Genomic DNA, 12,498 nt, shown 5'->3' with positions numbered 1-12,498 from the left:
GCGTACCTTCTGTAGGAGCTGCCGAAGGCTGCGATCTTTTGATCTTTATTCAGAACAATCCGTCACTCTCGGGCAACTCATATTCCGATACGGCCGTCATCAGATTGCCCGACTTGCCTGGCTTGCCCAAAGTCGGCTCCTTGGCCAGGCACTCCACCAGGTAATCGATCATCACCCGTATTTTGGGAGGCAGGTATCGGGTTGGCGAATGCAGCAACCAGGCACCTCCGTGGTACGACGCCAAAAAGGTCCAGTCCGGCAAAACCTGCACCATCAACCCTTTCTCCAAGGCACGGCGCGCTGTGAAATACGGCAGGCTGCCAATGCCGATGTGCTGCAATACCGCGCCAAAACGGACTCCCGTGTGATTGGCGGCATATCGCCCGCGTACGCCGACAGTGACCGTTTTGCTGCCTTTCTTGAATTTCCAGCGCGCATCGCTCGGAGTTTCACCCAGATAAATGCAGCTATGGTTGAGCAAGTCATGGGGATGAGTCGGCGTTCCGTGTTCAGCCAGATACTCCGGAGTCGCGCAGAGCAAATGGTCGATCGTCAGCAACTGCCGCCCCACCAGCCCCGCAGGCGGCCGATCGGTGATGCGAATCGCCAGGTCGACGTGATCGTCGATCAAATCCACCTGACGATCCTCAAGCAACAGCTCCACATCCACTTTGGGATACCGACGTAAAAACTCCGGCATATGCGGGTGAATCACGATTCGGCCCACCGCTTTCGGCACGCTGATACGCACCACGCCCTCAGGTTCATCAGTGAATTGGCCGCTGATCTCCATGACTGAGCGAGCGGCATTGACCATCTCCTGACAACGCTTGAATACCTCCTCGCCACCATCGCTCAAGCGCAACTTACGCGTGGTTCGCTGCAGCAGGCGTGTGGCGAGGGCTTTCTCCAGCCGCGAAATACTGCGGCTGACCGCCGAGGGTGAAGAACCCAACTGGCGAGCCGCCTCGGAGAAGCTGCCGGTCTCGACGACCTTGACGAAAATCGCCATTTCACCCAGCAGCAGTAGTGGAAGATTTATGCTCACAACGCAACAGTCCTTTGATGTTTGAACGGATTATCACGCTATTCGACGCTTCATATAATAAAAAATAGAAATTTGATTACGAGCATGGAACATGACGCTTCGCCTCTTTTTCCATAGTGATGACCTCAAGGCCAACGTGGAAGTCCTGGAATGCACGCCCCACGAGAACGAATTCGCCGTGGTATTGCGCGCAACATTGTTCCACCCCCAAGGCGGCGGACAACCTTGTGATACCGGCTGGATCGGCGAAAGCCAAGTGTTGCGAGTTGTCCAGGACCCGGACCGGATCATTCATTTTGTCGACCGCCCGGTAAAAACCGGCATGACCCGGATCTGCGTCGACGAACAACGTCGCCGGCTCAACACGCGACTGCACTCCGCAGGCCATTTGATCGGGCACTTCGTCCAGGCCATGGGCTGGATGCCGATCAAGGGCCATCACTGGCCTGGCGAAGGACGCGTGCAGTTCAAGCCTTCCGAATCGGCGCAAGAAGTTGAAGTCCAGACCCTGCAACACGGCATTCAACAGTGGATCGCCCACGACCTGCCGCGCCTGACGTCGCTGCGCGAAGGCGCGCGGGAAATCGGCTTTGGTGAATTGCCCGCCTACGGTTGCGGCGGCACCCATGTACGTAGCCTGAAGGATCTGGGCACGGTCACGATCGAATCCCTTTCGCAGAAGAAAGGGACGCTGTCCGTCCACTACCACGTGGATTGAGCTTTTGGACAATGGCGTCAATGCCATTGCCCGACGCCGGGGGGAGCCTGCATTCGCAGGCTTCGTCGACTCTCTGATAGATGGACCTAAGACATGATGCTTGACGTCGATTGTCTCGATGAGACGTGCATAAAAAAACTGGTCAACGAAGAAGTCCTCGCCATCCGCGTCAAAGGCTGGCTGCCCCCGCCATTGGCGACGCAGATAGGCGACAAGATCCTCGCGCCGGGATTTGAAGGCTATATCAACGCACCGAGCATCGGCCGTATCGGCATGGCGTTTTACGAGGCGGAAAACCAGCCGCTGCTGATCGAGGACTACTTCGAACGCGCCACCCGCAACATCGCGGAACTGCGCAACCGTTGCGCGCCCTACGCGTCTCCGGTCGATACCCTGCGCTGTATGCTCGACGAGTCCTGGCCGGCTGGTGCGCAACTGGAAAACCTCTACGGCCGCAAGATGTACGTCGGGCTCTCCCGCGTAGTGAAACCCGGCGTGTGCTTTCTCGCCCATCACGACATTTTCGCCAAGGACGCCCCGGACAGCTTTCAAGCCAGAAGCCTTGAAGCGCAGTTCGCCTGCAATGTTTACCTGAACATGCCCGCCGAGGGCGGCGCATTGCAGATATGGGACGACGACATTTCCCCGGAACAGTTCGATGAAATGCGTGGCGACAGTTACGGCATCGACCCGACGCTGCTGGGGAGTCCGACGCTGGAAGTCCTCCCCGCGCCCGGGGATTTCATCATGTTCAATTCACGCCGCATGCACTCGGTGACCCCGGGTGTGGCCGATCCACGCTTGAGCCTTTCTTTCTTCGTCGGCTATCGCGGCACTGCTTCCCCCCTGACCTTCTGGAGTTGAGATGCTTTCGAATTACCTGGGCGAGTTCCTGGCGCTGGCGACCATCCACTTCCTGGCCGTGGTCGCCCCCGGACCGGACTTCGCCGTAACAATCCGCCAGAGCGTGCGCTTCGGCCGTTGGGTTGGAATTTGTACGGCGCTGGGCATCGGCGCCGGTATTTCCGTTCATGTGCTGTACACCTTGTTGGGCGTCGGCGCATTGATGCACACCACCCCTTGGTTATTGACGGTGGCCAAGGTCGTGGGTGGCGCCTACATTCTTTACTTGGGCGTGAGTCTGTTGCGCAGCCAGCCAAAAACCGTTCTGGAAGGCGAAAAAGACACGAATGAACCGGTCGTTGAACAAACACTGCTGAAGGCGTTTACCACCGGTTTCCTGACCAACGCCACCAACCCCAAGGCGACCCTGTTTTTCCTGGCGATTTTCACCACCCTCATCAGTGCTACGACACCGCTGCAGATTCAGGCGCTGTATGGCGTGTGGATGTGCCTTGTGAACGCCTTGTGGTTTGTGATCGTGGCGCTGTTTTTTTCCAATCCCCGGATCAGATTGCTGTTCATGCGCATGGGGCATTGGTTCGAACGCAGCATGGGGGTGATTCTGATTTTGTTTGCGGGGCGTTTGATGCTGTCGATGTAAAAACGCAGGACATGAAAAAGGCCCGCTCAGTCAGACTGGCGGGCCTTTTCAATGCCTCGAATATGGTACAGCGTGATCATCCGTCGGTTACGTGGAAAAACTGTCAACTCTGACAGTAGTCATGCAGCCGATCCAAGCGTGTAGTGAGAACTCGAAACCTTTGGCGTTCAGGGCAAGCCGCCCCGGCAGAAGGGAGCTCAGCTATGCCTGTATTACACCAACCGCCTCAAGGCCCACAACGAACTCACTACGCTCACCTCCCTGATTTTGTTCTGGCACGCATCGAAAGCCACTCCGTGGGGCGCGTACAGCAGAGATGGGCAGGCCAACATTTGCTGCGCGGCGCCATTCCCGGCCCGGATGCTCTGCATTTGTCGAGCAATGACTATCTGTGTCTGGCAACGGAGAAGCAATTGATCGAAGCCCAGGCACAAGCGGTCCTTCAGACACGACACCAACTCTTGATGTCCGCCGTTTTTCTTCACGGGGATACTCCGATGACCAGGCTTGAGCACAGACTGGCTCGGTTCATGGGGGCACAGGACAGCATTCTTTGCCAATCAGGATGGGCGGCGAATGTGGGATTGCTGCAGGCCATCGCCGGCAGGGACATACCGGTGTATCTGGATATCCATGCACATATGTCGCTCTGGCAAGGTGCGCACGCCGCCCATGCACATGCAATCGTGTTTGCGCACAACGATGCCGATCATGCGGAGCGACAGATAAAGAAGCACGGTCCAGGCGTCATTGCTGTCGATGCGATCTACAGCACTAACGGCAGTCTTTGCCCTTTGGAAGACTTCGCTGAAGTTGCGCATCGCCTTGGCTGCGTCTTGGTCGTCGATGAATCCCATTCACTTGGAACCCACGGGCCACACGGCGCGGGATTGGTCGCGCAGCATTACTTGTTCGACAAGGTCCATTTCCAGACTGTCAGCCTGGCCAAGGCCTTCGCCGGGCGTGCAGGCCTGATTACTTGTCCCGGCAGTTTCAAGGACTACTTTGCCACGGAGTCCTATCCCGCCATTTTCAGCTCAAGTCTGCTTGATCACGAATTGATCTGGTTCGAACAGGCTGCTGATTTTCTACAGCATGCTGACGAGCGCCGTAACAGGCTGCGTGCAATTACCCGTCGAACAAGGTCTGCACTCATGCAGTTGGGGTATGACATGAGCACAGGATCCGAACAGATCGTTGCGCTGGAGCCTGGGCTGGAGTTGTTGACCCTTCGTCTCAGGGACGCATTACAAGCACGAGGTATATTCGGCTCAGTCTTCTGCTCTCCGGCAACCGGGCTCAATCGTTCATTAATAAGGTTCTCGATGAACTCCGGCCTCAGCGATGAGGATCTTGATCGCTTCATTCAAGCCTGTAGTGATATTCGGGATGAAGTCGGACTAAAGGGGTGGAGGCGCTCTCCATCTACCAATAAGCTGATAACGCGTTGAACGGAAAAAGCCCGCTCAGTCAGACTGGCGGGCCTTTTTCGTGATGCACATACAAATCGCGCACAAACAAAAACGCCGCTCAATGAGCGGCGTTTTTGTTAAATATGGAGCGGGAAACGAGACTCGAACTCGCGACCCCGACCTTGGCAAGGTCGTGCTCTACCAACTGAGCTATTCCCGCAATGGCGTCCCCTAGGGGACTCGAACCCCTGTTACCGCCGTGAAAGGGCGGTGTCCTAGGCCACTAGACGAAGGGGACACGCTGCCCGGAACACATGGTGTGTGTTTCGGTGCCCAGATCCGCATCCGAAGACTTGGTTCTGGTTTCACTCAGCCCTGCCCGAAAGCAACGCTGTTTAAAAATGGAGCGGGAAACGAGACTCGAACTCGCGACCCCGACCTTGGCAAGGTCGTGCTCTACCAACTGAGCTATTCCCGCAATGGCGTCCCCTAGGGGACTCGAACCCCTGTTACCGCCGTGAAAGGGCGGTGTCCTAGGCCACTAGACGAAGGGGACACACTACAACATTCACTCCCTGCTTCGTTTCGCTGTGTGCTTTACGCTGCAAGTGGCGCGCATTCTATGGATGGATTGAGAGGTCGTCAACCCCCTGATATAAATTTATTTAAATCAATGACTTCGCCCTGCTTTCAGGCACCAATCCGGATTTTCCGCCGCCCGGTGTTTGGCGCCTATATTCTGACACTCGCCAAGGCGTTATAGTCGGCGCCATCAATGATGGCAATATGCTTCTTGGATGCCAGCATTTATATAAGCAGACAGCTGCCGATACAGATTGAGCCACATCGATCCAACTCGTCGAGCGGCCCTAGGCGCTTATATAGCAAGCCACTACACTCGCACGCGAACCCTAAAAAGAGGTCTTACCGGTGACACCACTCATGATCACCCTGCTCGTCGTAGCCGGGATCGCATTATTGATCGCCATTGGCTACATCAACCATGTGGTGGAAAACAATAAGCTGGAAAGGGCCCGTACCAAGGTTGAACTCAACGATCGCCTGCGTCGTTGCGGTGAGATCACCGAGACCTTCCCCGGCCAATTGATGACACCGGCGCTCAAGCTGCTGCTGACACGTCTGGAACTGAATGTCTGCCAACGCCTGCTGAACCTGGAAAAGACCAGTTCCAACCTCAAGGCACGGATTACTGAACTGGAAGCTCTGGTGGGCCAAGGCGAATCTATCCCGGTCAACAATCCACCGGCACCGATCCAGACCGAAGCCAAGGCCAAGGACGTGCGCTTCCTTCTTGAAGCCTTGCACGGCCAGATCACCCGCGCCGCACAGGACGGTTTCCTGCCGCCCAACGAAGCCAAGCGCTGGATCCGCGAGGTCCGTCATATTCTGGTGCTGTTGCACATCGAGTTCTTCAACAACCTTGGCCAGCACTCCCTGCAGCAGAACCAGCCCGGCCAGGCGCGCCTGGCGTTCGAACGCGGTGCGCAATACCTGCGCAAACAGCAGGAACCACAAATCTACGCCGAACAGCTGGAATACCTGGAAAAACTCCTGGCCCGCGCCAACGCCCAAGTCATGGACCGCATTGCTCCGGTAGAAGGCGAAGTGAACCAACTGACCGAAGGCCTCAAAGACGTCGAGGCGGATGCGGACTGGAAGAAGAAAGTGATCTACGACTGATCAGCGACAAAAGAGAAAGCCACCAGGAGGTGGCTTTTTTTTGTGCTGTGATTTAGAGAGTGCATGCATCCGAGTGAAATACGTTGGCTTTCAGGCCGTCATCGCCAGCAGGCTGGCTCCCACAGGGGAACGGCGTATGTCTGAGAGAGATTGGTCGGCTGTAAGGCCGCCATCGCTGGCAAGCCAGCTCCCACAGTGGTTTGGGGTGCACTTATGCTCCTCACCACTCAACAGGCCGAGCGTTAGCTCGCCTGCCGCTTTTGATCCACCCGCCCCACCGGAAGGCTGAGTGGAGGTGTTTATCCGGGGGTGGGAAAAACACAGAGTTCAAAGCCTCAAATCCTGAAATGCCCAACCATCCCCTTCAACTCAACCCCCAACTGCGCCAGCTCGATACTCGACGCCGCATTCCCCTGCATCGCCAGCGAAGACTGATCCGCACTGGCCCGAATACTCGTGACACTGCGATTGATCTCCTCGGCCACCGAACTCTGCTCCTCGGCAGCCGCCGCAATCTGCTGGTTCATCTGCTGAATCAACGACACCGCCGCCGCAATACTGCCCAACGCACTCTCGGTCTGCAGCGCATCACTGACCGCCAGTTTTACCAGTTCGCCACTGCTCTGGATCTGCTGCACCGACGTCTGAGCTGCCAAACGCAAGGCGCTGACCAGCCGCTCGATTTCCTCGGTCGATTGTTGAGTCCGTTTGGCCAGCGCGCGCACTTCATCAGCCACCACCGCAAAGCCCCTGCCCTGCTCGCCGGCCCGTGCAGCCTCGATGGCGGCATTGAGCGCCAGCAGGTTGGTTTGTTCTGCGACACTTTTGATGACGCCAAGCACCGTGCCGATGTTCTGGATTTCCGCGCTCAGGCTTTCAATACTCGAACTGGCCGAGGTGGCCGAATCCGCCAGTTGCTCGATCCGCGCCATACTCTGGCGCACCACATGTTGACCACTTTCAACCTTGCCGTCCGCCGTTTGCGCCGCCACGGCGGCTTCCTCGGCGTTGCGCGCGACATCGTGCACGGTGGCCGTCATCTGGTTCATCGCGGTGGCGACCTGCTCGGTTTCTTCCTTCTGGCTGCTGACTTCAAGGTTGGTCTGTTCAGTCACCGCCGACAGCGATTGCGCTGAGGTGGCCAGTTGCTCGATGCCTGCCTGCAAACCGCTGACGATATGACTCAACCCTGCACCCATCTGCTGCATGGCTTGCATCAACTGACCAATCTCGTCGCGGCGGGTCACTTCGATGGTCCCGCTCAAATCCCCCGAGGCGATCTGCTGCGCCACAGAAATCACACTGCGCAACGGCCCCACGATCAACCGGGTGATGACCCACGCGGCAATCAACCCGACCAGCAATGCCAGCGCCGAGGAGCCAATGATCAGCAACGAGTTCTTTTTCAGCTCTGTCTGCATCGACTGGTCTTCGGCGACATAGGCCTGATCCACCCGCTCCACCACTTGGGCGGCGCGTTGATGCAATTGCTGATAGACGGTTTTTTCTTGTTCCAACAGGCCGGTGTACTCGGTGAGTTTGTCGCTGAAACTGGCGATATGACCGATCACTTCATTGAGGACGGTCTGGTAGCCCTCATCCTTGACCGTGGTTTTCAGCTGTTCGGCCTGGGTCAGTGCCTGACTGGCCTGTTCGATCTTGCCTTGTCCCGCGCTGTCGTCGCCCTTGCGGCTTTGGTCCAGGCGCACGCGCGCTTCGTTCATGGCTTGCAGCATCAACCGGGAAACCTGACTGACCTGGTTGGCTTGCTCGACGAATTGCGCACCGTCCTTGCCCTCGGAATCCTTCAAGGTGTAGGTGCCGTCATCGGCAAGCCCGGCCTGCAACACGTCGAGGTTGTTGGCCACGCTGGACACCGACCAACTGGCCATTTCCAGTGCGAGGTCCTTGGCCTGGCTGAGCGAGACAAACTCGTCGAATGCCTTGCGATAGGCGCCGAGAGACTGCTCGACATCATTCATCACCGGCACATTCGCTGCAGACGCGGCCTTGAGTTCGTTCGCCAGGGCGATCAAGCCGTCGACACCTTGGTGCAGGGCTTCGACGGTTTTCGGGTTGCCGTGCAAGGCATACTCCTGCTCCAGCAGACGCACTTTCAGCAGACCGCTGTTGAGCGACGACATCTGCTTGAGCCCGTCGAAACGATGGCTGATGGTTTGCAGGGACCAGACGCCGATGGCCGCCACCAGCGCGGTCAACAACAGCACCAGCACAAACCCGATACCCAGTTTTTTTGCCATACCGAGGTTGGCAAAACGTCCTTGCGCGGCCGAAATCATTGCACTTAGTCCCCTGCCATTATCTGTAGACGCAGATTCGCAACGGGCCTGTGGCAACACAAGTCTCTGGCGTCGGAATAATGGCAAAAAGCTACGCCTGCGTCGTTTTCAGAACGCTTGAGGTCGATCCCGAGCGGTGGCTTGAAAAAATGCCCGGGCTCGCGGATCACAGGCACACGCCACATTGATGCGCTGCCATTCATTGGCCGCGCCGGCGGGGTCAAATGCCGTCGCCGATGACAGCACGACGCCGAACCTTCGGGCCTGTATTCGCACCTGAGCGTAGTCCGACATCCGCGATCGCGCCCAGATGAACAGACCTCCCGTGGGCTTGCCGAAAACCTCCCACTCGGCGTCTTCGAGCTGCTGCAATGCCGCTTGTCGATCGGTGTTCAAGCGCTGCCGCTGGCGTTGCACCAACTTACGGTAGGCGCCATTGGCCAACAGGCAGGCCAGCACTGACTCGCAAAATCTTGAGGCGCCCATGCTGCTGATCATTTTGACCTCGGCCAGTCGCGCGATCACCTCGGTGCTGGCCACCACAAAACCGACCCGCAGGGAGCTGCTGAGGGTTTTCGAATAGCTGCCGACGTAGATCACGCCGTCATCCAGTGCCGCGAGGCGCTTGCCGGGGCCATTGTGCAGGTCTGCGTAGACGTCGTCTTCGATCACCAGCACACCGTGGTCTTTCGCCAGTTGCAGCACCTGCTGCGCCACCCCCGGCGTCAGGCTGCAGCCAGTAGGGTTGTGGTGGAAGCTATTGATGAACAGTCCGCGCGGCCGGTGTTTCAGCAGCAACGCTTCCAGCGCTGTAACGTCCGGCCCCTGCGGCGTTCGTGGAACTTCGAGCATGCTGACACCGTGCAACCTGAGCAGATCGAACAGCATGGGGTAACCGGGACTTTCCACCACCACGCTCTCACCCGGCTTGAACAACGCTCGCACGATCAAGTCCAGCGCCTGGCTGGCACCCGAGGTCGTCAGGATTTGACTGTCCTCAACGCAGATATCCAGCCGCTTCAGACGCTTGAGAATCTGCCCGCGCAAGGCAGGCAAACCCAGCGGCGTGCTATAGCTGAACAGGCCAGCCATGTCGGTGCGGCTGACCTGACGGATCGCGTAAGCCAGATCGTCCGTTTCACGCCAACTTTCGGGCAGCCCTCCACCGCCCAGTTGCAACTCACACGAGGGCGCGCCCTCCTTGTCTTCAGCGCCTTCGAGCCACACAGCCTCCGGATGCCCTTGTGCAACCGCCGCCGTGGCCGCCACGACAAAACCAGCGCCATGACGCGACGCCAGCACCCCCTGCGCGACAAGACGCTCACAGGCCTCGACGACACAAGACTGACTGAGCAAGTTGATCCGCGCGATTTGTCGTACCGAGGGCAAACGCGCACCCGGCTCCACACCATTGCAACGGAGCCAGCAGGTTAGCGCTTCGACAATTTGCTGTATGACCGGCACGGGGGCCTGTCGATCGATTCTCAATTCCATGAGCAAGAAAACTCCTGTGCATTCTGCGGGGATCAGTTAATCACAGGAGCGCTCGATGGGATGTGCGACAACGCCGCTAAAAGCCTTGGTTTTAACCATTTGAAACACACTACCGGGATGCTCAAGGCAAACAAAAAACCTGTGGGAGCGAGCTTGCTCGCGATGACGGCGGCACATCCAACATTGATGTGACAGACATACCGTCATCGCGAGCAAGCTCAGCTCCTACAGGTTTCGTGATTACTATGGATTTAGTGTCTCGTTTTAAAACGCCGTCACACCACCATCCACGGCCAGCGAATGCCCCGTAGTGAACGCAGCACCGTCGCTGCACAGGTACAGCACCGCGCTGGCGATTTCCTCGACCTTGCCGATGCGACCCACCGGGTGCATGGCGTTGGCGAATTCGCCTTTCTTCGGGTCGGCTTCATAGGCGCGGCGGAACATGTCGGTGTCGATCACCGCCGGGCATACGGCATTGACGCGGATTTTTTTCTTCGCGTATTCGATGGCGGCGGATTTGGTCAGGCCTATCACCGCATGTTTGGAGGCGGCATAGATGCTCATCTTCGGCGCAGCGCCAAGCCCCGCCACCGAGGCCGTGTTGACGATCGCGCCGCCACCCTGTGCCAGCAGCAACGGCAACTGGTATTTCATGCACAGCCACACACCTTTGACGTTGACGCCCATGATCGCGTCGAACTCGTCGACAGTACCCTCGGCCAACTTGCCCTTCTCGATCTCGATGCCGGCATTGTTGAAGGCATAGTCGAGACGGCCGTAAGTATTGACCACTTCATCCATCAGATTCTTTACATCGCTTTCCAGCGTGACGTTGCAACGCACGAAGGTCGCTTCACCGCCCGCCGTACGAATCAGCGCCACAGTCCCCTCGCCGCCCGCCGTGTCCATGTCGGCCACCACCACCTTCAAGCCTTCAGCGGCGAACGCCTGGGCGGTCGCGCGGCCGATACCATTCGCGGCGCCCGTGACTACGGCGACCTGGCCGGAAAACGTCATGCTCATTGTTATGTCCTCGTGGAGAAGTTTTGCGGGGGATCGCGTTTTTCCCAGTCTAGCCACAGCAGCACCTGACGCGGCAGCACTATCAGAAGGCCGGTTGGGCGCCCATGAGTTGCAGTGATGGAACTGCCGTACCAACTATCACTGCACTGGATCAGCCTGCATTCGCCGCATCAGCCAAACTTGCGGCATCGTCCATGAAGGTCTATCAACAAGGCTTCATTCATCTTGAGTGCCTGCCATGACTTCACAGACCAATCGCCAGTTCCTGCTCGCCAAACGCCCGGTGGGCGCTGCGACCCGCGAGACATTCACCTATCAGGAAGTACCGGTCGGCGAACCGGCGGCGGGTCAGATCCTGGTCAAGAACGAATACCTGTCCCTTGACCCGGCCATGCGTGGCTGGATGAACGAAGGCAAGTCCTACATTCCACCGGTCGATCTTGGTGAGGTGATGCGAGCGCTGGGTGTAGGCAAAGTCATCGCGTCGAACAACCCGGGCTTCGCGGTCGGTGAATACGTCAACGGCGCCTTGGGTGTGCAGGATTACTTCCTTGGTGAGCCACGCGGTTTCTACAAGGTCGATCCGAAACTGGCACCCCTGCCGCGTTATCTGTCCGCACTGGGCATGACCGGCATGACCGCTTACTTCGCCCTGCTCGATGTCGGCGCGCCAAAGGCCGGTGACACCGTGGTGTTGTCAGGTGCAGCCGGTGCGGTGGGCAGCATTGCCGGGCAGATCGCCAAGATCAAAGGGTGTCGGGTGGTCGGCATCGCCGGCGGCGCGGACAAGTGCAAGTTCCTGATTGATGAACTGGGTTTTGACGGCGTCATCGACTACAAGAACGAAGACGTCATCGCCGGCCTCAAGCGTGAATGCCCGAAAGGTGTCGACGTGTATTTCGATAACGTCGGCGGCGACATTCTCGACGCGGTGCTGAGCCGTCTGAACATGAAGGCGCGAGTAGTGATTTGCGGCGCCATCAGCCAGTACAACAACAAGGAAGCGGTCAAAGGCCCGGCCAACTACCTGTCACTGCTGGTCAACCGCGCGCGCATGGAAGGCTTTGTGGTGATGGACTACGCCTCACAGTTCGCCGCCGCCGGTCAGGAAATGGCCGGCTGGATGGCCAAGGGGCAGCTCAAGAGCAAGGAAGACATTGTCGAGGGGCTGGAGACTTTCCCGGAGACGCTGATGAAGTTGTTCAGCGGGGAGAATTTCGGGAAGTTGGTTCTGAAGGTTTAAAGCAAAAAATCAAAAGATCGCAGGCTGCGCCAGCTCCTACATGGGATTGGAT

The 12,498-nt window shown here is 58.0% G+C and carries 10 protein-coding genes, 4 tRNA genes and 1 pseudogene; 6 read left to right on the top strand and 9 right to left on the bottom strand.

The window, feature by feature from the left end; genetic code table 11:
* Positions 1-49 precede the first annotated feature (49 nt).
* On the bottom strand, positions 50-1,048 hold the full coding sequence (locus ACW9JC_RS24130; protein ID WP_457458066.1) for a LysR family transcriptional regulator: 999 nt from the start codon (positions 1,046-1,048) through the stop codon (positions 50-52).
* A 91-nt stretch (positions 1,049-1,139) separates the two neighbouring features.
* Between ACW9JC_RS24130 and ACW9JC_RS24125 the strand changes: the two genes are divergently transcribed.
* The 4 genes from ACW9JC_RS24125 (at position 1,140) to cqsA (ending at position 4,721) form a co-directional block, all read left to right on the top strand.
* A complete protein-coding gene (locus ACW9JC_RS24125) occupies positions 1,140-1,766 on the top strand; it encodes an alanyl-tRNA editing protein (RefSeq protein ID WP_338585285.1) in 627 nt (208 codons plus the stop codon).
* Between the two features lie 93 nt (positions 1,767-1,859).
* Complete coding sequence (locus ACW9JC_RS24120) at positions 1,860-2,630, top strand: 2OG-Fe(II) oxygenase (RefSeq protein ID WP_457458064.1); 771 nt, start codon at positions 1,860-1,862, stop codon at positions 2,628-2,630.
* Between the two features lies 1 nt (position 2,631).
* A complete protein-coding gene (locus ACW9JC_RS24115) occupies positions 2,632-3,270 on the top strand; it encodes a LysE family translocator (protein WP_457458062.1) in 639 nt (212 codons plus the stop codon).
* A 203-nt stretch (positions 3,271-3,473) separates the two neighbouring features.
* Complete coding sequence (gene cqsA / locus ACW9JC_RS24110; RefSeq protein ID WP_457458060.1) at positions 3,474-4,721, top strand: alpha-hydroxyketone-type quorum-sensing autoinducer synthase; 1,248 nt, start codon at positions 3,474-3,476, stop codon at positions 4,719-4,721.
* 105 nt (positions 4,722-4,826) lie between these two features.
* Here the strand turns inward: cqsA and ACW9JC_RS24105 are convergent.
* The 4 genes from ACW9JC_RS24105 to ACW9JC_RS24090 all read right to left on the bottom strand — a co-directional run bounded on the left by ACW9JC_RS24105 (position 4,827) and on the right by ACW9JC_RS24090 (position 5,238).
* A tRNA-Gly gene (locus tag ACW9JC_RS24105) sits at positions 4,827-4,902 on the bottom strand.
* Between the two features lie 2 nt (positions 4,903-4,904).
* Positions 4,905-4,980: transfer RNA gene (locus ACW9JC_RS24100), tRNA-Glu, on the bottom strand.
* A 104-nt stretch (positions 4,981-5,084) separates the two neighbouring features.
* Positions 5,085-5,160, bottom strand: a tRNA-Gly gene (locus tag ACW9JC_RS24095).
* A gap of 2 nt (positions 5,161-5,162) precedes the next feature.
* Positions 5,163-5,238: transfer RNA gene (locus ACW9JC_RS24090), tRNA-Glu, on the bottom strand.
* Positions 5,239-5,624: 386 nt separating this feature from the next.
* Between ACW9JC_RS24090 and ACW9JC_RS24085 the strand changes: the two genes are divergently transcribed.
* Positions 5,625-6,383 (top strand): hypothetical protein, encoded by a 759-nt coding sequence (locus tag ACW9JC_RS24085; protein ID WP_338585279.1) that lies wholly within the window; start codon positions 5,625-5,627, stop codon positions 6,381-6,383.
* A 335-nt stretch (positions 6,384-6,718) separates the two neighbouring features.
* Here ACW9JC_RS24085 and ACW9JC_RS24080 read toward each other — a convergent pair whose 3' ends face one another.
* The 4 genes and pseudogenes from ACW9JC_RS24080 to ACW9JC_RS24065 all read right to left on the bottom strand — a co-directional run bounded on the left by ACW9JC_RS24080 (position 6,719) and on the right by ACW9JC_RS24065 (position 11,203).
* On the bottom strand, positions 6,719-7,582 hold the full coding sequence (locus tag ACW9JC_RS24080) for a methyl-accepting chemotaxis protein (protein WP_457458068.1): 864 nt from the start codon (positions 7,580-7,582) through the stop codon (positions 6,719-6,721).
* Positions 7,580-7,804 (bottom strand): annotated as a pseudogene (locus ACW9JC_RS24075) (HAMP domain-containing protein); the annotation flags it as partial. The gene ACW9JC_RS24080 and the pseudogene ACW9JC_RS24075, both read right to left, overlap by 3 nt.
* Positions 7,805-8,791: 987 nt before the next feature.
* Positions 8,792-10,177, bottom strand: coding sequence for an aminotransferase-like domain-containing protein (locus ACW9JC_RS24070; RefSeq protein ID WP_457458057.1), 1,386 nt, complete (start codon positions 10,175-10,177; stop codon positions 8,792-8,794).
* Between the two features lie 264 nt (positions 10,178-10,441).
* On the bottom strand, positions 10,442-11,203 hold the full coding sequence (locus ACW9JC_RS24065) for an SDR family oxidoreductase (protein WP_150631761.1): 762 nt from the start codon (positions 11,201-11,203) through the stop codon (positions 10,442-10,444).
* Between the two features lie 238 nt (positions 11,204-11,441).
* Between ACW9JC_RS24065 and ACW9JC_RS24060 the strand changes: the two genes are divergently transcribed.
* Complete coding sequence (locus ACW9JC_RS24060) at positions 11,442-12,446, top strand: NADP-dependent oxidoreductase (RefSeq protein WP_457458055.1); 1,005 nt, start codon at positions 11,442-11,444, stop codon at positions 12,444-12,446.
* Positions 12,447-12,498 lie beyond the last annotated feature (52 nt).

This window comes from Pseudomonas sp. SDO5591_S426, assembly GCF_054070755.1.
The sequence above is the reverse complement of the archived record's forward strand: the minus strand, read 5'-3'. Positions and strand labels throughout refer to the sequence as shown.

Bases quoted from the DNA above. Each gene is read 5' to 3' on its own strand.
- ACW9JC_RS24085 (WP_338585279.1), top strand. From the start codon at position 5,625: ATGATCACCCTGCTCGTCGTAGCCGGGATCGCATTATTGATCGCCATT.
- ACW9JC_RS24125 (WP_338585285.1), top strand. From the start codon at position 1,140: ATGACGCTTCGCCTCTTTTTCCATAGTGATGACCTCAAGGCCAACGTG.
- ACW9JC_RS24080 (WP_457458068.1), bottom strand. From the start codon at position 7,582: ATGGGTGCAGGGTTGAGTCATATCGTCAGCGGTTTGCAGGCAGGCATC.
- ACW9JC_RS24120 (WP_457458064.1), top strand. From the start codon at position 1,860: ATGATGCTTGACGTCGATTGTCTCGATGAGACGTGCATAAAAAAACTG.
- ACW9JC_RS24070 (WP_457458057.1), bottom strand. From the start codon at position 10,177: ATGGAATTGAGAATCGATCGACAGGCCCCCGTGCCGGTCATACAGCAA.
- ACW9JC_RS24060 (WP_457458055.1), top strand. From the start codon at position 11,442: ATGACTTCACAGACCAATCGCCAGTTCCTGCTCGCCAAACGCCCGGTG.
- cqsA (WP_457458060.1), top strand. From the start codon at position 3,474: ATGCCTGTATTACACCAACCGCCTCAAGGCCCACAACGAACTCACTAC.
- ACW9JC_RS24065 (WP_150631761.1), bottom strand. From the start codon at position 11,203: ATGAGCATGACGTTTTCCGGCCAGGTCGCCGTAGTCACGGGCGCCGCG.
- ACW9JC_RS24115 (WP_457458062.1), top strand. From the start codon at position 2,632: ATGCTTTCGAATTACCTGGGCGAGTTCCTGGCGCTGGCGACCATCCAC.